The organism is Actinotalea sp. Marseille-Q4924, assembly GCF_916618755.1.
GTDB lineage: Bacteria > Actinomycetota > Actinomycetes > Actinomycetales > Cellulomonadaceae > Actinotalea.
This window is the reverse complement of the sequence record NZ_CAKAKB010000003.1, coordinates 550,209-569,702: the sequence shown is the minus strand read 5'-3', so window position 1 is coordinate 569,702 and position 19,494 is coordinate 550,209. Positions and strand designations below refer to the sequence as shown.

Genomic DNA, 19,494 nt, shown 5'->3' with positions numbered 1-19,494 from the left:
CCTCTCGTGGTCGGACCGGACGCGCCCCCGGGGGTCACGCCGGTGGCGCTGTGCTCACGGGGGTTCATGCCGGTGGCAGCGCGACCTCCACGGTGGTGCCGGGCCAGGGCCGGGCCGGCTCGCGGGGTCGTCACGGAGCAGTCCGCCCACCCAGTCGTCGCGGCGGGTGTCGCGCTGCACGCCGCCGAGCCGCAGGGCGCCCTCGAAGCGGAAGCCGTGCCGCCACACCGCCCGCCACGACCGCCAGTTCCCGCCGAACGCCTTCCACTCGACCCGGTCCAGGTCCATGCCGGTGGGGTCGAACGCGTGGTCGAGCACCAGGCCGAGGGAGCGGTCCAGCAGCCCCTGACCCCGGGCCTCCGGGGCCATCCAGTACCCGACCTCCGCGCTGCGCACCGGTCGGCGGGCCAGCCCCACCATCCCGCGGAGGTCGCCCCCGACCCGGACGGCCCAGGTGCGCTCGCGGTCCTCCCGCCAGCCGCCGTCGACCAGCTCCTCCACGAACCAGACGGCGTGCTCGCGCCGGTACGGGGTCGGCACCGTCGTCCACGCCTGGATCTCGGGTCGCCGAGGGTCACCGGGTGCATCCGCGCAGCGTAGGACGACGACGGCGCCGCGGGCCGCCGCTTCTCGGGGCGGCCTGCGGCGCCGTCGTCGTCGGGAGCGACGGTCAGACCAGGACGGCCTCGGGCGCCTGGCTCGTCATCCCGTGCGCCTCGGCGACCCCGGCGTGCAGGAGGACGCCCTCGTGCGTGGTCAGGCCCTTCGCGAGCACGGGATCGGCCGCGAGCGCGCCGCGCCAGCCGTGGTCCGCGAGCGCGGTCACGTACGGCAGCGTGACCGCCGTGAGCGCGTGCGTGGAGGTCACGGGGACGACGCCCGGCATGTTGGCCACGCAGTAGAAGATCGAGTCGTGCACGCGGAACGTCGGCTCGGCGTGCGTCGTCGGCCGGGTGTCCTCGAAGCAGCCGCCCTGGTCCACCGCGATGTCGACGAGCACGGAGCCCGGCTTCATCCGACTGACGAGCTCGTTCGTCACCAGGGTCGGGGTGCGCCGGCCCGGCACGAGCACGGCGCCGATGACGAGGTCCGCGGCGAGCACCGCCTCCTCGATGGCGTAGGCGCTCGACGCGATGGTGCGCACACGGCCGCCGTACTCGACGTCGAGCTGACGCAGGCGCGGCAGGCTCACGTCGAGGATGGTCACCTCCGCGCGCAGACCGACCGCGATGTCCGCCGCGTGCCGCCCGGACACGCCGCCACCGATGACGACGACGCGGGCCGGCGCGACGCCCGGCACGCCACCGAGGAGCGTGCCGCGGCCGCCCTCGCTCCTGAGCAGGTGGTACGCGCCCACCCCCGTGGACAGCCGTCCCGCGACCTCGCTCATCGGGGCCAGCAGCGGCAGGCCGCCGTCGGGCGTCTCGACCGTCTCGTAGGCGATGGAGGTGGTGCCGGCGCCCAGCAGCGCCTCGGTGCACGGCCGGCTCGCGGCGAGGTGGAGGAACGTGAAGAGCACCTGGTCCCGGCGCAGGTGCCCGTACTCGGACTCGACCGGCTCCTTGACCTTGCACACCATCTCGGCCGCCCACGCATCGGCTGCGGTGGGGACGATGCGTGCGCCGGCGCGCTCGTAGTCCTCGTCCGGGATCCCGGAGCCGGTACCGGCGCCCGCCTCGACCAGCACCTCGTGACCGTGCCCGACGAGCGTGTGGACGCCCGCGGGCGTCATGGCCACGCGGTACTCGTGGTTCTTCACCTCGGCAGGGATGCCGATCTGCATGGGGAGCCTCCTTGGTCGCCTGGTGCGAGAATGACACGTCCCGGGCTCCTGGAACAGTAGGGGTCAGCAGTTTCAGGATGCCCCGACGACGAAATCTGCAGGATGATGCGCCTGACGCGACCGAGACCGCACCGTACCGGCCACCCGTGAGCACGCCCGCACGTGGTCGACTGCTGCGATGACGACGTACGTCAAGCAGCGCCGCGGCGCCCCGCCGGGCTTCTTCGCGTGCGAGGCCGCCGGCCTGCGCTGGCTGGCCGTGCCCGGCGGCGCGCGCGTGGTCGAGGTGCGGGGCGTGTCCGAGGACGGGCTGCAGCTGGAGCGCCTCACGCCGCAACGACCGACGCCCGCCGTCGCCGAGGCGTTCGGCCACGCCCTCGTCCCGACGCACGCGGCCGGCGCGCCCGCCTTCGGTGCCCCCGCGGCCGGCTGGACGGGCGACGGGTTCTTCGGGCCGCTGGACGACCCGCGCCCGCTGCCCGCCGGTGACGAGCCGACATGGGGCGCCTTCTACGCCCGGTGCCGCGTCCGTGCCGTGCGCGACCAGCTGGCCGCCGCCGACGCGCTCCCCGCACGGCTCGCGCTCCTCCTCGAGCGGCTCGCGATCCGGCTGGAGAGCGGGGCGTTCAACGACGACACGCCGCCCGCCCGCGTGCACGGGGACCTCTGGTCGGGCAACGTCGTCTGGACGGCCGGCGGCGCCGTGCTCGTCGACCCGGCGGCGCACGGCGGCCACGCCCTCACCGACCTCGCGATGCTGGACCTCTTCGGGCTGCCCCACCTGGAGCGGGTGCTCGCCGCGTACGCCGAGGCGGCGGGCGGCACCCTGCCGGACGGCTGGCGTGACCTCCTCGGCCTGCACCAGGTTCACCCCGTCGGGATGCACGCGGTCCTCTTCGGTGGCGGCTACGGCCGGCAGCTCGAGGCACTCGTCGAGCGCTACGCCTGAACGTCGGCCGGTGGTACGACCGCCGCACCGACGGCTGGGGCGTCGCCGGTCCCCAGGTCCACCGGCGCATCGTCGAGCGCGACGCGCTCCCCCGCCCGGGGGACGACGGCGAGCCAGCCGAGCTCGGTCCGGATGCGTGCGGCGAGCGCCGCCGACCCCTCCGGTTCGCCGTGGACCACGTAGACGACGGCGGGCGGAGCCGGCAGCTCGCGCAGCCAGGAGACCAGCTCGTCGGCGTCGGCGTGGACGGAGAACTCCTCGTCCACGACGACCTCGGCCCGCACGGGCACGTACCGGCCGTGGACCTTGAGCTCACGCGCACCGTCGCGCAGGGCGCGGCCACGCGTCCCGGGCGCCTGGTAGCCGGTCAGGACGACGGCGTTGCGGTGGTCGGGCAGCATGTGCCGCAGGTGGTGGACGACCCGGCCTCCGGTGGCCATGCCCGACGCGGACACGACGATGCACGGCACGTGCGGCGCGTTGAGCGCCATGGACTCCTCCGGCGTGCGGGCGGCGTGGACGTCGGCAAGGTCGACGAGGGGCACCGGGACGTCCGGCCGCAGCTCGGGCCGCAGCGAGGGGCGCCGGTAGACGTCGAGCGCCGCGAGCGCCATGGGGCTGTCCACGTACACCGGGACGCGGGGGATGCGTCCTTCACGCCGCATCGCCTGCAGGGCATGGAGCACGAGCTCGGTGCGGTCGACGGCGAACGCGGGGACGAGGACCGAGCCACCGCGGGCGACGGTCCGCCGGATCGCGTCGGCGAAGGGCTCGTGGGCCGGCTGGACGCGCGGGTGCGTCCGGTCGCCGTAGGTCGACTCGACGACGACGGTCGTCGCCGCCGCCGGTGCGGCGCGCCGGCGCAGCACCGGGTGGTCGTCCCGCCCGAGGTCGCCGGAGAACAGGACGGTGGCACCGGGCGCCCGCCCGACCTCGAGCCGGACGCTCGCGGCGCCGAGCACGTGCCCCGCCGGACGGAAGGTCGCCCGGGCGCCGTCGGCGACGTCGACGGGCACGCCGGTCGGGACGGCGCGGAACTGCCGGATGGCGAGCTCCGCGTCGGCGGCGGAGTACAGCGGCAGGGGCGGGTCGTGGCGCGACCAGCCGCCCGCGCGCGCCTGCGCCGCGTCGCGCTCGTTGAGTCGCGCGCTGTCCCGCAGGACGATCTCCGTCAGGGCTGCGGTGCCCTCCGTCATGCAGACGGACCCGGTGAAGCCGTCGCGGACGAGTCGCGGGAGCCAGCCGCTGTGGTCCAGGTGGCAGTGGGTCAGCAGGACGACGTCGATCGACGCCGGGTCGACGGGGAACGGTTCCCAGTTCCGCCGTCGCCACTCCCGCTCCCCCTGGTACAGCCCGCAGTCGACCAGCAGCCGGTGCCCGTGCCACTCGACCAGGAAGCGGCTGCCGGTGACGGTGCCCGCGGCACCGAGGAAGCGCAGTGTCGGGTGGTCGCCCATGCGTCCAGCGTCGCGCGGTGGTCGCGGACGCCCCAGGTCGGAAGGTCCTCCCCTGCGGGCGCCCGACGCGCAGGAGCCGGGACCCGACCGGGTCCCGGCTCCTGTGGTGTGCGACGTCGCCGTCGGTGGGTCAGCCGCGCGGCTCGACCGTGAGCGTCACCGTCTCGCCACGCTCCAGCTCGCCGTCGGCGGGGTCCTGCGCGACGACGAGGTACGTCATCGGGTCCGCGACCTCGACCGGCGCGCCCGCCGCGTCGACGAGCTCGACCTCCAGGCCGGCGAGCATGAGGTTCGCCTGCCCGGTCTCGAGGATCAGACCGGTGACGTTCGGCACCGCCGAGGGGCCGTCGGCCGGCTCCTCCTCGGCGGGCTCCTCGGTGGCCTCGGCCGACTCGGTGGCCTCCGGGGACGCGGTGGTCGCCGTGCCGGTCGGCTCCTCCTGCGCGGAGCAGGCGGCGGTCATGAGGACGGCGGCGGCCGCGAGGCCGGCCAGTGCAGGACGCACGGAAGAACGCATCATCGTGGGGGGCCCTCCTGGGGCTGTCGTTGCCGGGTGGCCGGGCCGACGCCCTGCCACCTCGTGCCGGTCGGGCACCCTGCACGGTACGCCCGGAGGTGGAGCGCTCTCACACTATTGGGCCTCGACGAGAGCGACGTCACAGCCGGCAGCGCGGCGTCCCCGGCGAGCACGACCTCGTGCATTCGTGGGATGTGTGCGAGAGTGGCCGCAGAGGCGGCGCTCGACTGCGCGCCCTGCGTCGTGGAGATCCCCCCGGATTGTCTGGCGGCGGACCCCGACCCCCGAGAGCCCCGAGAGGCCCCCACCTGTGACCACCTTCGCCGACTTCGGCCTGCCCACCCCTGTCGTCCGCGTCCTCGCGGACCAGGGCATCACCACCCCGTTCCCCATCCAGACCGCCACGCTGCCCGACTCGCTCCGCGGCGCCGACGTGCTCGGCCGCGGCCGGACCGGCTCGGGCAAGACGCTCGCCTTCGCGCTGCCCCTCGTCGCCCGGCTCGCCGCCGCCGGGGACGCCGCCCAGCGCCGCCGCCCCCGCCGCCCGCGAGGCCTGGTGCTCTGCCCGACCCGCGAGCTCGCCAACCAGATCGAGGCCGTCGTCGCGCCGCTGGCCCAGTCCCTCGGGCTGCGCACGACGACGATCTTCGGTGGCGTCTCCCAGCACCGTCAGGTCACGGCCCTGGACGCCGGCGTCGACATCCTCGTCGCCTGCCCCGGACGCCTCGAGGACCTGCTCAACCAGAAGCTGCTGACGCTGGACGCCGTCGAGGTGACCGTCCTGGACGAGGCCGACCACATGGCCGACCTGGGCTTCCTGCCCGGCGTCCGCCGCATCATGGACCGCACGCCGAAGAAGGGGCAGCGCCTGCTCTTCTCCGCGACCCTCGACAACGGCGTGGACCAGCTCGTGCAGCGCTTCCTCACCACGCCCGTGCAGCACTCGGTCGACCCGGCGGAGTCCCCGGTCGTGGAGATGACGCACCACGTGCTCGAGGTCGCCGACGCCGACGCGAAGAAGGACGTCGTCCACCACCTCGCCTCCGGCCAGGGGCGCCGCGTCCTGTTCACCCGCACGAAGCACCAGGCCAAGAAGCTCGCCAAGCAGCTCACGACGGCGGGCATCCCGGCCGTCGACCTGCACGGCAACCTCAGCCAGAACGCCCGCGAGCGCAACCTCGAGGCGTTCTCCGGCGGTGACGTGCGCGTCCTCGTGGCCACCGACATCGCCGCCCGCGGCATCCACGTCGACGAGATCGAGCTCGTCGTGCACGTGGACCCGCCGGCCGAGCACAAGGCGTACCTGCACCGCAGCGGACGGACGGCTCGGGCCGGCTCCGGCGGGGACGTCGTCACCGTCATGCTCCCCGAGCAGCGCCAGGACGTGCGGGCGCTGACCCGGGCGGCACGGATCGACGTCAAGCCGGTACCCGTGCGCCCCGGCGACCCGCGGCTCGACGCCCTCGTCGGGGCGCTCGCCGCTCCGGTCCGGCCGACGGCGGCGCCCGCCGCGCCGCCGGCCGCACGCACGGGGCGAGGCCCAGGCACCGGACGGACCCGCAGCGCGGCACCCGCCCGCGCCGCGGCGACGTCAGGCCGGCCCGGCCACGTCGCCCCCGGACCCTCGGGCGCCGAGGCTCGCGCCGGGAACCACCCCGCCGACGGCATGCCCCGGCGTCGTCGGCGCGGTGGGGCCGGCCGTCGCCGTGGTGGCGCCGCCGCCGCGGGCGGCGCGGGCTCCGCGCGCTCCTGAGCCGCCCAGCAGCAACCGCACCGCGGCGGCGCCGTCCACGACGGCGCCCCGCAGTGCCGCGCGGGCGTCCAGCAGTGCCGCTCGCGCGTCCAGGAGGTCCGACCGTCCGGGGAACCACGGCAGGGCGGCCGCTGTCCGCCGGTCGGAGCCGTAGACCAGCAGCGCCAGGAACACCCCGTAGACGGGCAGGTGCCCGATCGTCTCCGTCGTGCCGAAGACGAGCAGCGTGAGGTTGAACGGCACGAGCGCGACCAGGACCGTCACCTGCGGCAGCGCGCCGGAGATGATGAGCAGGCCGAAGAGGATCTCCATCGCCCCGGCGAACGCGACGAAGACGTCGACCGGCACGGGTACCCCGAGCACGTCGGGGAGGTTCAGCTGCGGGTACTCCGCGAGCAGGTTGCGCGCGAGGTCCGGGTTCGTGAGCTTCTCGCTGAACGCGAGCGTGATGAGGGCGACGCCGACGAAGACGCGCAGCAGGAGCACGGCCCAGCGCAGGTGTGCCGGGCTCGGTGCGACGCGGCCGAAGGTCCGGTCCGACGGTGGCAGCACCGCCAGGAACAGGGCGACGGCGAGCGTGTCGGCCGTCTCGAGCAGCGCGACCGGACCCGCCGCGAGCAGGACCGGCGGGCCGAGCAGCACGACCGCCAGCGCGGCGGGACGCAGTCGAGCGCCGGTGATGAGCCAGATGCCGACGGCGCCCTGGACGACACCCGCCAGGACCCCGCCCGGCACCTCGTCCAGCGGCAGCGACGGCGTGAGGAACGCTCCCGTCACGGAGAACGCCAGGAGCGAGACGCCCATGTGGATCCCGAGCACGCGCGGGACGTAGGGCGCGAGCCGGCCGAGCGGAGCCAGGAACGGCAGCTCGGGCGTCGGCAGGCGGCGGGCGACCAGGCGCCACACGGCAGCGACGCCGACGACGGCGGCGGTCAGGACCAGCGGCACCGGGGAGAGGAAGAACGACCACTGCCCACCGGTGGCGTGCTCGGCGAACCACCGCGCGTGGGCGGCGGCCGGTCCCGCGGCGACCACGGCGGCGGCGAGCGCGAGGGACGTCGCTGCGGCGGCACGCGCGAGCGGGCGGGCGGCACGGACGCCACCACGCGGGCGACGGAGCCGGCTGCGGAGGACGGTCGGCATGCGGGAGGTCATGTCGGCCCCTGGAGGTCGGGATGCGCCGGGGTCCCGGCCCGCTCAGGTTACGAAGGCCCTGCGGAGAAATGACAGAGTCATGACCTGAACATGATGAAGATCACGGAGCGTCGGGGCGCTGACCTTCCCGGTCGGCAGCGTCCGCGCCGATCGGCTCGTGCGTCAACGGGTCCCTGCCCTCGCGCGCGAACTCCTCCGGGGCGGTCGGCTCCGTGCCGACGCCGTCGGCCCGCGCGGGGGCTCCCGCCCCCGGGTCGGCGGCGGCGACGGTCTCCTCGTCCTTCGGGTGCGGCACGAACGGCTCCATCATCGACATAGGACCACCCTGGTCCCGACGCGGCCCGCCCGCGACCGGACGCCCGGGCCCGCCCGGACCCCGGCAGCCCCGCCGGACCGGCGGCAGACTGTCCGGATGACGACACCAGCCCCCGCCGCACGCCCCGCTCCCGCCGGTCCCGCACCGGGGACGTACGACGTCGCCGCCTTCCGGGCCCGCTTCCCCGCGCTCGTCGAGGGCGCCGCACACTTCGACGGCCCGGGCGGCTCGCAGGTGCCCGGGGACGTCGCGCGGGCCGTCGCCGACGCGATGACGGCGGCGACGGCGAACGCGGGCACGGTGACCCGCGCGGAGCTGCGGGCCAGGGACGTCGTCCTCGGCGCCCGTGCGGCCCTGGGAGACCTGCTCGGGGTGGACCCGCGCGGCGTCGTCGTCGGCCGGAGCATGACGCAGCTGACGTTCGACCTCGCGCGGACGCTCGCGGCCGGCTGGGGTCTCGGTGACGAGGTCGTGGTCAGCCGGCTGGACCACGACGCGAACATCCGCCCGTGGGTGCTCGCCGCCGAGGCCGCCGGCGTCTCCGTCCGCTGGGCGGACTTCGAGCCGTCCACCGGCGAGCTGGACGTGGACGCCGTCGCCGCGGTCGTGGGACCCCGCACCCGGGTCGTGGCCGTCACCGCGGCGTCCAACCTCATCGGCACGCGCCCCGACGTCCCCGCCATCGCGCGCGTCGCGCACGAGGTGGGGGCCCTGCTCGTCGTGGACGGTGTGCACTCCACCGCGCACGTGCCGACCGACGTCCCGGCCCTCGGCGCGGACGTGTACCTGTGCTCGCCGTACAAGCTCATGGGACCGCACGTCGGGGTCATGGCGGCCGCGCCGGCGTTCCTCGAGACGCTCCACCCCGCGAAGCTCCTGCCCTCCACGGACGCCGTGCCCGAACGGTTCGAGCTGGGCACCCTGCCCTACGAGCTGCTCGCCGGGTGCACCGCGGCGGTCGAGGTGCTGGCCGGGCTCGGCGACGAGGCCGCGGACGGACCGCTCACGACACGGCGGGAGCGCGTGCTCGCCGGCATGGCGGCCGTCGAGGCGCACGAGGACCGGCTGCGGGCGCGCCTGGAGACGGCCGTGACCGACCTCGGCGGGATCACGTCGTGGTCGCGGGCACGCCGTCGGACCCCCACGGTCCTCCTGCGCGTCGACGGCGTCCCCGACGAGGTGGTCACGCGCCGGCTGGCGGAGCGAGGCGTGAACGCGCCCCGCGGGTCCTTCTACGCGCTGGAGGCGTCACGGCACCTCGGCCTGGGGGACGGCGGGGCGGTTCGCGTGGGGCTGGCGCCGTACACGGACGACGACGACGTGACGCGCCTGCTCGAGGGGTTGGCGGCACTCCGCTCCACCGGCGGCTGAGTGGGCGATGACCCGTGCGCGCACGGCGTCCCAGCAGTCCGCCGGGAGCCCGGCCCGGCGACGCCGTCAGCGGTTCGGCATGTCCTCGAAGATCAGCAGCGTGCGGGTCGACAGCACGCCCGGGATGCCCTGCAGCACGTCGAGCACCACCCGGCGCAACGCCTCGTTGTCACGCGTGCGCACGAGCAGGATCACGTCCACGTCGCCGCCACCGACGAGCGCCATGTGCTTGACCTCGGGGACGCGACGCAGGCGTTCGCTGAGGTCGCGCCACGAGCTCTGCCGCACGCTGAGGGTCACGTACGCGGAGGTCCCGAGCCCGCTGCGCACCGGGTCCACGACGGCGGTGAAGCCCTCCAGGACGCCCGCCGCCTGCAGCCGCTCGATCCGGCTGTAGGCGTGGGACCGGGAGACGTTGACCGCCTCGGCCAGGGCGCGCACGGACATCCGGCCGTCCCGCGTCAGCTCGTGGAGGATCCGTCGGTCGGTCTCGTCCAGGTGAACGTCCATCTGTCGCCGTCGCCTCCTCGGTACCGCGCCGTCGCGGGCCATCCGGCCTTAACCACGGCCTCGGCCGGGCCAAATGTCTCGTCTCTCCCCGCTGAACATACCCATCCGCCTCCGAGGGTCCATAGTCAGAAGGAGCTCTCGACGAGGAGGTGCGCATGTCCGTCGACACGTCCGCAGACCGGTCGGCGGATGCCGCCGTGGACCCGGTGCGGCTGCTGGACGCCGAGGGGCGGCTCGTGGGTCACGAGAGGTACGGGCTCCTCCCCCTCCCCGACCTCCTCGAGCGGTACCAGGCGATGGTCCTCGGCCGGCGGCTGGACGACCAGGCGGGCGCCCTCGTCCGCCAGGGCCGGCTCGCGGTCTACCCGTCGTCGCACGGCCAGGAGGCCTGCCAGGTCGCGGCCGCGCTGGCGCTGCGACCGGGCGACTGGCTGTTCCCCACCTACCGCGACAGCGTCGCCGTCGCGACGCGTGGGGTGGATCCGGTCGACGTGCTGGCGTGGCTGCGCGGCGACTGGCACTCCGTCTACGACCCGGTCACCCACCACGTCGCCCCCCAGACCACCCCGCTGGCCACCCAGCTGCTGCACGCCGTCGGCGTCGCGCACGCCGCCCGCCTCAAGGGCGAGGACACGGTCGTCCTCGCGCTGTGCGGCGACGGGGCCACGAGCGAGGGCGACTTCCACGAGGCGCTGAACTTCGCCGCCGTGTTCGGCGCCCCGGTGGTCTTCCTCGTGCAGAACAACAAGTACGCGATCTCGGTGCCGCTGTCGCGCCAGTCCGTCGCGCCGTCGCTGGCGAGCAAGGGCGTCGGCTACGGCGTCCCGGGGATCCTCGTGGACGGCAACGACGTCGCGGCGCTGTCGGCCGTGCTCGGAGAAGCCGTCTCCCGCGCCGCGTCCGGCGGCGGGCCCACGCTCGTCGAGGCGGACACGTACCGCATCCAGGCCCACACGAACGCCGACGACCCGACGCGCTACCGCACCGAGGCGGAGGTGCACGAGTGGGTCCTGCGCGACCCGATCAGCCGGCTGCGCACGTACCTGCGCGCCCAGGGCGCCCTGGACGACTCGACCGAGGAGGAGCTCGCAGCGAGAGCCGAGGAGCTGGCCGCGACGGTGCGCGCAGGGCTCAACCGGACGCCACCGAGCGAGCCGGACGAGCTGTTCACGCACGTCTACGCCTCGCCCACGCCCCAGCTCCTGGCCCAGCGGGACCTGCTGCGTGCCGAGCTCGCCGCCGAGGAGGGCGACCGATGAAGACCACCATGGCGGGCGCGCTCAACGCGGCCCTGCGTGACGCGATGGAGGCCGACCCGACCGTCCTCGTGCTCGGCGAGGACGTCGGCCCGCTGGGGGGCGTCTTCCGCGTCACCGACGGGCTGACGGCGCAGTTCGGCGAGCAGCGCTGCTTCGACACCCCGCTGGCCGAGTCCGGGATCATGGGCCTCGCGATCGGCATGGCGATGAACGGCATGCGTCCGGTCGTCGAGATGCAGTTCGACGCCTTCGCGTACCCGGCCTTCGAGCAGGTCGTGAGCCACCTGGCGAAGATGGGCAACCGCACGCGGGGCCGCGTCCGGCTCCCCGTCGTCGTGCGGGTCCCCTACGGCGGCGGGATCGGCGGGGTCGAGCACCACTGCGACTCCTCCGAGGCCTACTACGCGCACACGCCGGGCCTGACGGTCGTCGCGCCGGCCACCAACGAGGACGCCTACGGGCTGCTCCGGCAGGCGATCGAGAGCCCGGACCCCGTGGTCTTCCTGGAGCCGAAGCGGCAGTACTTCACCAAGGAGGAGGTGGACGTCGACGCCGACGTGCCGCCGATCGGGCGTGCCGTCGTGCGACGCGAGGGCTCCGACGTGACGCTCATCGCGTACGGGCCGGCGGTACCCGTCGCCCTGGCCGCCGCCGAGCAGGGCGCGTGCGAGGGACGCAGCATCGGCGTGGTGGACCTGCGCTCGATCGTCCCGTTCGACGACGCGACGGTGACGGCGGCCGTGCGGGCGACCGGGCGGGCCGTGGTCGTCGCGGAGTCCTCCGGGTTCGCCTCGGTGGCCTCGGAGGTGGTCGCCCGGGTCACCGAGCAGTGCTTCCACCACCTCGCCGCCCCCGTCCGGCGCGTCACCGGCTTCGACATCCCCTACCCGCCGCCGGCCCTGGAGCGCCACCACCTGCCGTCGGTCAACCGCATCCTCGACACCGTCGACGAGCTGCAGTGGGAGGACGCGTGACCCGCGAGGTCTTCACCCTGCCCGACCTCGGCGAAGGGCTCGAGGAGGCGCAGCTCGTCCGCTGGCTCGTCCGCGTCGGCGACCAGGTCGCCGTCGACGCACCGGTCGCCGAGGTCGAGACGGCCAAGGCGATGGTCGAGGTCCCCTGCCCGTACGCCGGGCAGGTGGCGTGCCTGCACGGCGACGAGGGCGACGTCATCGCGGTCGGGTCGCCGCTGGTGTCGGTGGACGCCGGCACGCCGGCGCCCGCGCCGGCGGACGCGTCACGGGCGGGACGGTCGGGCGGTCCCGCCGACGACGCCGCACAGCACCCGGCCGCCGCCGCGTACGTCCAGGAGGAGCGGGCCGGGTCGGGGAACGTGCTCATCGGCTACGGGACCTCCGACACCCCCACGGCCGGCGGCGGTCGGCGCGCGGCGCGTCGTGCCGCCCGGGCGGCCATCCCCCCGGCTGCGGCGGCGGCTCCCGCCGCGGCACCCCCGTCCGGGGGGACGCGGACCGCCGTCGCGGTGAGCTCCCCCCTCGTCCGCACCCTGGCGCGCCGCGCCGGCGTGGACCTCACGGCGCTGCACGGCAGCGGGCCTGGCGGCCTCGTGATGAGGCGCGACGTCGAGCGGGCGGCCGCCGGCGAGGTGGGCGTCTCCGGTGCGGCGGAGCACGACGACGCGGCCGCTGCACCCCGTCCGGGCGCCGGCCGGGCGGCGGCGCACGACGCCGCGTCGGCCGGGACCGACGAGCGCACCGGGCTCGCCGTCCGCGCGCTCGTCCCCCTGACCGGGGTGCGCCGCACGATCGCCGCGACCCTCAGCCGGAGCCGTCAGGAGATCCCCGAGGCCACCACCTGGGTCGACGTCGACGCGACCGGGCTCCTCGAGCTGCGGTCCCAGCTCGGCACGCCGGACCGACCCGCCCCCGGCATCCTCGCGCTCGTGGCCCGGTTCGTCGTCGCGGGGCTCGAGCGGTTCCCCGAGCTCAACGCGCGGGTGGACACGGACGGCGGGCAGATCGTCCACCTCGCCGGGGTCAACCTCGGCATCGCGGCGCAGACGGAGCGCGGTCTGGTGGTGCCGGTCGTCCGCGGGGCGCACACGCTGCGGACGCGCGCCCTGCACGAGGAGATCCAGCGCCTGACGACGGCGGCCCGCGAGGGCCGCGCCACGACCGCGGACCTCACCGGCGGGTCGTTCACGCTCAACAACTACGGCGTGCTCGGTGTCGACGGGAGCGCCGCGATCATCAACCACCCGGAGGTGGCCATCCTCGGCATGGGCCGGATCATGCCGCGGCCCTGGGTCGTCGACGGCGACGTCGTCGTGCGCAGCATCACGCAGCTGTCCCTGGTCTTCGACCACCGCGTCTGCGACGGGGGCACCGCGGGCGGCTTCCTGCGGTTCGTCGCGGACGCGATCGAGCGCCCGCTCCCGCACCTGCTGGACCTGGCGGAGCTGTGAGCAGGCTCGCCGCCCCCGCCGTCGTGGGCGTCGTGGGCGCGGGCACCATGGGGGCCGGGATCGCCCAGGTCGCCGCCCTGGGCGGGCACCCGGTCAGGCTCCTCGACGCGGCCCCGGGCCGGGCGTCCGCCGCTGTCGACCAGGTCGGCGCAGCGCTGGACCGGCTCGTCGGGCGCGGCCGGATCGACACCGCCAGGGCCGCCGCCGCCCGGGCCGGCCTCCGGGCGGCGGAGTCGGTCGACGACCTCGCGCCGTGCGCGCTCGTCATCGAGGCCGTCGCCGAGGTCCTCGACGTCAAGCGCGACCTGCTGGCCGCGGTCGAGGACGTCGTCGCGGCCGACTGCGTGCTCGCCACGAACACCTCGTCCCTGTCCGTGACCGGGCTCGCGGCGGCGATGCGCCACCCGGACCGGCTCGTCGGCCTGCACTTCTTCAACCCCGCGCCGGTCATGCGGCTCGTCGAGGTGGTCCGCGGGGACCTGACCGATCCGGACGTGGTGACCGAGGCCGCCGAGCTCATGACGGCGTGGGGCAAGACACCCGTCCAGGTCCGTTGCTCGCCGGGGTTCGTCGTGAACCGCGTCGCGCGACCGTTCTACGGTGAGGCGATGCGCCTCCTGGAGCGCGGCGTCGACGCCGCCACCATCGACGCCGTGCTGCGCGAGGGCGGCGGCTTCCCCATGGGCCCGCTCGAGCTCGCCGACCTCATCGGGCAGGACATCAACCTCGCCACCACCCGGTCCGTGTGGGAGCAGAGCGGTCGCGACCGGCGCTTCGAGCCGGTCGACGTCCAGGTGGCCCTCGTCGCCGAGGGAGCGCTCGGGCGCAAGACCGGTCGGGGGTTCTACGACCACGACGACGACGACGGCGCCGCGCCGGCGCCGCGCGGCACCGCGGCGCCCTCACCGACCGTCCCGGCTCGGGTGCGGGTCCGCGGTGACTGGGGACCGTGGGCGCCGCTGTGGGACCGCGTGCGCCGCGGCGGCGTCGTCGTCGATGACGGTGGGGACCGCGCCGGTGAGCCGGTGGCGGAGGTCGACGGCGGAGTCGTCGTCCCGACGGACGGCCGCCGCGCCGCGGAGCACGCCCGTCGGCTCGGCGTGCCGGTGGTCGTGCTCGACCTCGTCGGTGATGCCGGGACCGCCGAGCGGTGGGCCGTCACCGCGTCCGACGACGGCGCGTCGCCGGTCCTCACGCAGGCCGTCGGTCTGCTGCAGGCGGCCGGGGCGCAGGCGAGCGTGCTCCCCGACGTCGCGGGCCTCCTCGTCGCGCGGACGGTCGCGCTCCTCGTCGACGAGGCGTGCGACGTCGTCGCGCGCGGGGTCGCCTCGGCGGACGACGTCGACACGGCGATGCGGCTCGGCGCCGGCCACCCGCGCGGGCCGCTGGAGTGGGGCGACCGGATCGGGCCCGCGCGCGTGGCGGCGCTGCTCGACGCGCTGGCACCCGTGGACGCCCGGTACCGCGTCAGCGCGGCCCTGCAAGACGCGGTCCACGCCGGGAGGTCGCTCCGTGAGCGCTGAGCCCGGAACGGCGGACCGCGACACCGTCGCCCGGCGGTGCGCGGAGACGATGTGGGCCGCCGACCTGGCGAGCCGGCGCCTCGGGATGCGGCTCGTCGACGTGACCGCCGGTGCGGCTCGACTCACCATGAGGGTCACGGAGGAGATGGTCAACGGCCACGGGACGTGCCACGGCGGCTACCTCGCGGTGCTCGCCGACAGCGCGTTCGCCTTCGCCTGCAACACCGAGGACGACGTCACGGTGGCGGCCGGCTTCGACATCGTCTTCGTCACGCCCGCGGTGCTCGGGGACGACCTGACCGCCGTGGCGACGCAGCGGGTCCGTGCCGGGCGGAGCGGCGTCTACGACGTCACGGTCACCCGGGCCGACGGCACCGTCATCGCGGAGTACCGGGGGCGCAGCCGCTCCCTCGGCCGCCCCCTGCTCCCCCGGGAGGACACATGAGCGAGGCCTACCTGGTCGCAGGCGTCCGGACACCCGTCGGGCGGTACGGCGGGGCCCTCGCCGCGGTCCGGCCGGACGACCTCGCCGCGCACGTCCTCCGCACCGTCGTCGACCGCCACCCGTCGGTCGACTGGGAGGCGCTCGACGACGTGCTCCTCGGCTGCGCCAACCAGGCCGGGGAGGACAACCGCAACGTCGCCCGCATGGCCGCGCTGCTGGCCGGCCTGCCGGTCTCCGTCCCGGGCGGCACGCTGAACCGCTTGTGCGCCTCCGGGCTCGACGCGGTCGGGACCGCGGCGCGGGCGATCCGCGCCGGCGACGCCGACCTCGTCCTCGCCGGCGGGGTCGAGAGCATGAGCCGGGCGCCGTTCGTGGTGCCCAAGGCGACGACGGCGTGGGCCCGGGAGGCGGAGATCGCTGACACCACGCTCGGCTGGCGGTTCGTGAACCCGCGCATGCGCGAGCTGTACGGCACCGACTCGATGCCGGAGACGGCCGAGAACCTCGCCCGCGAGCACGGCATCAGCCGCGAGGACCAGGACGCGTTCGCGCTGCGCTCCCAGGAGAGGGTGGCGAAGGCCCGCGCCGGGGGCCGCCTCGCCCGGGAGGTCGTCGCCGTGCCGGTGCCCGCGCGGAGCGGCGAGGTGCTCGTCGACCAGGACGAGCACCCGCGCGACACGTCGCTCGAGGCGCTCGCCCGGCTGCGCCCCCTCGCCCCCGGCGGCACGGTCACCGCGGGGAACTCCTCGGGCCTCAACGACGGGGCCTGCGCGGTGCTCGTGGCGTCCGAGGCCGCCGTCGGCCGCTTCGGCCTGGTGCCCCTCGCGCGGGTGACCGGCATGGCGACGGCGGGCGTGCCGCCGCGCACCATGGGCATCGGCCCCGTGCCGGCGACCGAGCGGCTGCTCGCACGCGCGGGCCTGACGCTCGCCGACGTCGACCTCGTGGAGCTCAACGAGGCCTTCGCCGCGCAGTCCCTGGCCGTGCTGCGGTCCCTCGGCCTGCCCGACGACGCGGAGCAGGTCAACCCGAACGGCGGTGCGATCGCGCTCGGGCACCCCCTGGGGATGAGCGGCGCCCGGCTCGCCCTGACCGCGGCGACGGAGCTGGCGGACCGTCGCGGGTCCGGGGCACGGCGCGCGCTGGCGACCATGTGCGTCGGCGTCGGGCAGGGCGCGTCACTGCTGCTGGAGCAGGTGTGACCGCCCGGGCGCCGTCTCCGTGATGCTGCGGCGCATGATGATGCGGGGCATCCCGGACGCGACCGCCTCGGTGGTGCCGACCGTCTCGAAGCCGGCTCTCTCGAACATCGAGCGGGTGCCCACGAAGGCCATCGTCGTGTCCATCCGGCCCTCCGGGTCGACGGGGTAGGCCTCCACCGCGGGGGCCCCGTGCGAGGCGGCGTACTGCACCGCCCCCTCGAGGAGGTGGGCCGTGACCCCTGTCCTGCGGTGACCGCTGCGGACGACGACGCACACGATGCTCCAGACCGGGACGTCGTCGACCGGGCGGATGAGCCGCGACGCGGCGAGGCGTGGGATCTCGGTGCGCGGCCCGATGTTGCACCAGCCGACGGGCACCCCGTCGTGATAGGTGACCACCCCCGGCGGGTGCTCCCGCTCGCAGAGCCGGCGCATCGCTTGCTCGCGGTCGCCGCCGCCGAGCTCCTCGATGTCCTTGCCGCGCAGCCGGTGCGAGAGGCACCAGCAGTGGGTGGCCCGGCGGTTCGGGTTCACGACGTCGGCGAAGTCGTCGAACCGGTCCGGCGTCACGGGGAGCGTCTCCCAGGTCATGGCCCCATGGAAGCACCGGCGACCGACACGGAGCACCCGGTGTCGGCGGGGCGCATGATGGACTGGTCCGCAGCCAGCAGACGGAGGTGGTCCGGTGAGGACGCGCCCGATCCGACGCGCCGCGATCGTGTTCCTCGCCGCGACGGCATGGGGTGCGGCGGTCTCGGTGCGCGACGACGTCGTCGGGGAACCGCTGGGCCTGCGTGCTCCGGGTTCGGCCGTGACGCACCTGGTGACCGGGTGGGGCACCGGGCTGGCGGCGCCGTGGCCCATGGCGGCCCTGGTCCTCGTCGATGCCGTGCGGGAGGCCTCGGGTCGTCCGGCGGGGCGCTGGTCCCGCCTCGTCGGTGCTGCGGTCTTCGCGGGGACCGCGGTGGAGCCGGTGACGTGGGGGCGCCGTGCGCGGTCACCCCTCGTCGCGTCGGCGGTCGTCGTCAACCTCGTCGCCGGGACGCTCCTGCTCCGTGCCGGTCGCGGAGCGACCGCCCGGGCGCTCCTGGCACCCGGACCTGGGACAGCATGGGGGCATGAGCCGACTCGCTGAAGCCCGCACCTACGACCTCGACGCCCTGAGGGACCGGGTCCTGGCCGAGCCCGGCGGGTCGGTGAACGAGAGCATCCCGCAGCTCGCCGCGGCCGATCCCGACCTGTGCGGACTGGCCCTCGTGCTCGCCGACGGCACCGTGCGGACCAGCGCCCGGGCCGATGCGGCCGTCAGCGTCCAGTCGGCCGTCAAGCCGTTCCTCTTCGCGCTCGCGCTGCTGGACACCGGGGGCCGCGCGCTGGACGAGATCGGCATCGAGCCGACGGGTGAGGCGTTCGACGCGATCAAGCTCGAGACGGGGACCGGCCGTCCGCCGAACCCGATGGTGAACGCCGGCGCACTGCTCACGGCCGCGCTCGTCGACGGAGGTGACGTCGACGGCCGCGACGAGCGCATCCTGTGCGGGCTGTCCGCGTTCGCCGGCCAGGAGCTCGAGGTCGACGAGGACGTCGCCCGCAGCGAGCACCTGCTCGGCGACCGGAACCACGCCCTCGCGCACCTCATGCGCGCGGAGGGCACCTTGGCAGTGAGCGCCGACGACGCCGTCGCGGTCTACGCCCGCGCCTGCGCGGTCCTCGTCGACGCCCGGACGCTGGCCGTCATGGGGGCGACGCTCGCGTGCGGCGGCGTGAACCCGATCACCGGCCGGCGCGTCGTGCCGACCGAGGTCGCGCGCGACGTCGTCTCCGTCATGGCGACCTGCGGGGTGTACGACGGGTCAGGTCGCTGGATGCGCAGCGTCGGTGTCCCTGCGAAGTCCAGCGTGTCCGGCGGGATCGTGCTCTCGGCGCCCGGTCTCCTCGGGGGCGCCGTCCTCAGCCCGCCCTTGGACGAGCAGGGCACCAGCGTCCGCGGCCGCATCGCGTGCGAGACGCTGAGCGCCGACCTTGACCTGCACGTGTTCGGCTCGCACGCCGCATGACCGGCGCGGCGGACCGCGACGCGGCCGCGGGGCCGTCGTGAACCGGGTGTGAGTGACGACGAAGGCTCAGTCCCGTCGGGCGTGGAGGCCGTCCAGCGCCAGCTCGACCACCGCCTGCACGATCGCCTCGTCGCGTGAGGTCGGCACGGTCGGGGCAACCGGTCCACCGGCCGGCCCGTGCGGCGAGTGCCCTCCGGGTCGGTACCACTCGACCAGCGAGTTGACCATCCCGAACAGGAGCCGGGTCACCAGACGCGGGTCGATGTCCGAGCGGATCTGACCCGCGTCCATCGCGTCCTGCACCAGGCCGGCGAGCCGTGCGTCGACGGAGCGGCGCCGCTCCAGCGCCTCGCGCTCCACCTCGGTGTTCCCGCGCAGCCGCAGCAGGAGCGTGACGTAGGGCAGCTCGGCGACGAGCACCTCGGTCGTGCGGCGCACGACGTGCTCCAGCCGACGCACGGGGCTGTCGGCCTGACGCGCCTCGTCCTCGAAGACGCCGTCGAGCGCGTCGAGCGCCCGGTTCACGGCAAGGCGCAGCAGCTGCTCCTTGCCGCTGACGTGGTGGTACAGCGAGGACTTGGTCAGCCCGCTGGCCCGCGCGAGGTCCTCCATGCTGGCCGCGTCGTAGCCGCGTTCGAGGAACACCTGGGCGACGACGGCGACGAGGTCGTCCTGCGTGTAGCGCGCCGGGCGGCCTCGTCGCGACACACGGGGCGCGTCCTCGGGAGGCGGGTCGGCTGCAATTGACACGGCCCCAGTCTGCCCGAAGAAT

At 75.4% G+C, this 19,494-nt stretch carries 19 protein-coding genes; 11 read left to right on the top strand and 8 right to left on the bottom strand.

The genetic code is table 11. The annotated features are described in order from the left end of the window. Window positions 1-54: 54 nt before the first annotated feature. Window positions 55-558 carry a GNAT family N-acetyltransferase gene (locus LG379_RS09340; protein WP_225754923.1) on the bottom strand — a complete coding sequence of 168 codons (504 nt, stop codon included), beginning with the start codon at window positions 556-558 and terminating at the stop codon, window positions 55-57. Between the two features lie 112 nt (window positions 559-670). Continuing rightward, window positions 671-1,783 carry an alanine dehydrogenase gene (gene ald, locus LG379_RS09335; protein WP_225754283.1) on the bottom strand — a complete coding sequence of 371 codons (1,113 nt, stop codon included), beginning with the start codon at window positions 1,781-1,783 and terminating at the stop codon, window positions 671-673. A 178-nt stretch (window positions 1,784-1,961) separates the two neighbouring features. Between ald and LG379_RS09330 the strand changes: the two genes are divergently transcribed. Continuing rightward, window positions 1,962-2,732, top strand: a complete 771-nt coding sequence (locus LG379_RS09330) for a fructosamine kinase family protein (RefSeq protein ID WP_225754282.1) — start codon at window positions 1,962-1,964, stop codon at window positions 2,730-2,732. Here the strand turns inward: LG379_RS09330 and LG379_RS09325 are convergent. Further along, window positions 2,723-4,189, bottom strand: a complete 1,467-nt coding sequence (locus LG379_RS09325; RefSeq protein WP_225754281.1) for an MBL fold metallo-hydrolase RNA specificity domain-containing protein — start codon at window positions 4,187-4,189, stop codon at window positions 2,723-2,725. The genes LG379_RS09330 and LG379_RS09325 overlap by 10 nt on opposite strands. Before the next feature lie 130 nt (window positions 4,190-4,319). Further along, a complete protein-coding gene (locus LG379_RS09320; RefSeq protein WP_225754280.1) occupies window positions 4,320-4,694 on the bottom strand; it encodes a PASTA domain-containing protein in 375 nt (124 codons plus the stop codon). A 322-nt stretch (window positions 4,695-5,016) separates the two neighbouring features. Between LG379_RS09320 and LG379_RS09315 the strand changes: the two genes are divergently transcribed. Then, window positions 5,017-6,459: a DEAD/DEAH box helicase gene (locus LG379_RS09315; protein WP_225754279.1), complete on the top strand. Its 1,443-nt coding sequence runs from the start codon at window positions 5,017-5,019 to the stop codon at window positions 6,457-6,459. A gap of 1,255 nt (window positions 6,460-7,714) precedes the next feature. Here LG379_RS09315 and LG379_RS09310 read toward each other — a convergent pair. Next, window positions 7,715-7,930 carry a hypothetical protein gene (locus LG379_RS09310; RefSeq protein ID WP_225754278.1) on the bottom strand — a complete coding sequence of 72 codons (216 nt, stop codon included), beginning with the start codon at window positions 7,928-7,930 and terminating at the stop codon, window positions 7,715-7,717. A 96-nt stretch (window positions 7,931-8,026) separates the two neighbouring features. Here LG379_RS09310 and LG379_RS09305 point away from each other — a divergent pair, with 96 nt between their 5' ends. Beyond that, a complete protein-coding gene (locus LG379_RS09305) occupies window positions 8,027-9,301 on the top strand; it encodes a cysteine desulfurase-like protein (RefSeq protein ID WP_225754277.1) in 1,275 nt (424 codons plus the stop codon). 66 nt (window positions 9,302-9,367) lie between these two features. Here LG379_RS09305 and LG379_RS09300 read toward each other — a convergent pair whose 3' ends face one another. After that, the gene (locus LG379_RS09300; RefSeq protein WP_225754276.1) at window positions 9,368-9,811 is read right to left on the bottom strand and encodes an Lrp/AsnC family transcriptional regulator; all 444 of its coding nucleotides are present in this window, start codon (window positions 9,809-9,811) and stop codon (window positions 9,368-9,370) included. Window positions 9,812-9,966: 155 nt separating this feature from the next. Here LG379_RS09300 and pdhA point away from each other — a divergent pair, with 155 nt between their 5' ends. Genes pdhA through pcaF form a run of 6 tightly spaced genes read left to right on the top strand, consistent with a single transcriptional unit; the run spans window position 9,967 to window position 16,665 of the window. Further along, window positions 9,967-11,070 carry a pyruvate dehydrogenase (acetyl-transferring) E1 component subunit alpha gene (gene pdhA, locus LG379_RS09295; protein ID WP_225754275.1) on the top strand — a complete coding sequence of 368 codons (1,104 nt, stop codon included), beginning with the start codon at window positions 9,967-9,969 and terminating at the stop codon, window positions 11,068-11,070. Next, window positions 11,067-12,044: an alpha-ketoacid dehydrogenase subunit beta gene (locus tag LG379_RS09290; protein WP_225754274.1), complete on the top strand. Its 978-nt coding sequence runs from the start codon at window positions 11,067-11,069 to the stop codon at window positions 12,042-12,044. The genes pdhA and LG379_RS09290 overlap by 4 nt, the downstream gene beginning before the upstream one ends. Beyond that, window positions 12,041-13,495: a dihydrolipoamide acetyltransferase family protein gene (locus LG379_RS09285; RefSeq protein ID WP_225754273.1), complete on the top strand. Its 1,455-nt coding sequence runs from the start codon at window positions 12,041-12,043 to the stop codon at window positions 13,493-13,495. The genes LG379_RS09290 and LG379_RS09285 overlap by 4 nt, the downstream gene beginning before the upstream one ends. Next, window positions 13,492-15,018 carry a 3-hydroxyacyl-CoA dehydrogenase gene (locus LG379_RS09280; RefSeq protein ID WP_225754272.1) on the top strand — a complete coding sequence of 509 codons (1,527 nt, stop codon included), beginning with the start codon at window positions 13,492-13,494 and terminating at the stop codon, window positions 15,016-15,018. The genes LG379_RS09285 and LG379_RS09280 overlap by 4 nt, the downstream gene beginning before the upstream one ends. Beyond that, complete coding sequence (gene paaI, locus LG379_RS09275; RefSeq protein ID WP_225754271.1) at window positions 15,008-15,463, top strand: hydroxyphenylacetyl-CoA thioesterase PaaI; 456 nt, start codon at window positions 15,008-15,010, stop codon at window positions 15,461-15,463. The genes LG379_RS09280 and paaI overlap by 11 nt, the downstream gene beginning before the upstream one ends. Continuing rightward, window positions 15,460-16,665, top strand: a complete 1,206-nt coding sequence (gene pcaF, locus LG379_RS09270) for a 3-oxoadipyl-CoA thiolase (RefSeq protein WP_225754270.1) — start codon at window positions 15,460-15,462, stop codon at window positions 16,663-16,665. The genes paaI and pcaF overlap by 4 nt, the downstream gene beginning before the upstream one ends. Here pcaF and LG379_RS09265 read toward each other — a convergent pair. Then, window positions 16,642-17,256: a GNAT family N-acetyltransferase gene (locus LG379_RS09265; RefSeq protein WP_225754269.1), complete on the bottom strand. Its 615-nt coding sequence runs from the start codon at window positions 17,254-17,256 to the stop codon at window positions 16,642-16,644. The two genes, pcaF and LG379_RS09265, sit on opposite strands and share 24 nt — an antisense overlap. Before the next feature lie 94 nt (window positions 17,257-17,350). Here LG379_RS09265 and LG379_RS09260 point away from each other — a divergent pair, with 94 nt between their 5' ends. Both LG379_RS09260 and glsA read left to right on the top strand, forming a co-directional pair. Beyond that, window positions 17,351-17,800, top strand: a complete 450-nt coding sequence (locus LG379_RS09260) for a hypothetical protein (protein WP_225754268.1) — start codon at window positions 17,351-17,353, stop codon at window positions 17,798-17,800. Next, the gene (gene glsA, locus LG379_RS09255; protein ID WP_225754267.1) at window positions 17,784-18,722 is read left to right on the top strand and encodes a glutaminase A; all 939 of its coding nucleotides are present in this window, start codon (window positions 17,784-17,786) and stop codon (window positions 18,720-18,722) included. Before LG379_RS09260 ends, glsA begins: the two co-directional genes overlap by 17 nt. A gap of 66 nt (window positions 18,723-18,788) precedes the next feature. On the opposite strand, the gene LG379_RS09250 is transcribed toward glsA, so the two are convergent. Next, the gene (locus tag LG379_RS09250; RefSeq protein WP_225754266.1) at window positions 18,789-19,472 is read right to left on the bottom strand and encodes a TetR/AcrR family transcriptional regulator; all 684 of its coding nucleotides are present in this window, start codon (window positions 19,470-19,472) and stop codon (window positions 18,789-18,791) included. Window positions 19,473-19,494 lie beyond the last annotated feature (22 nt).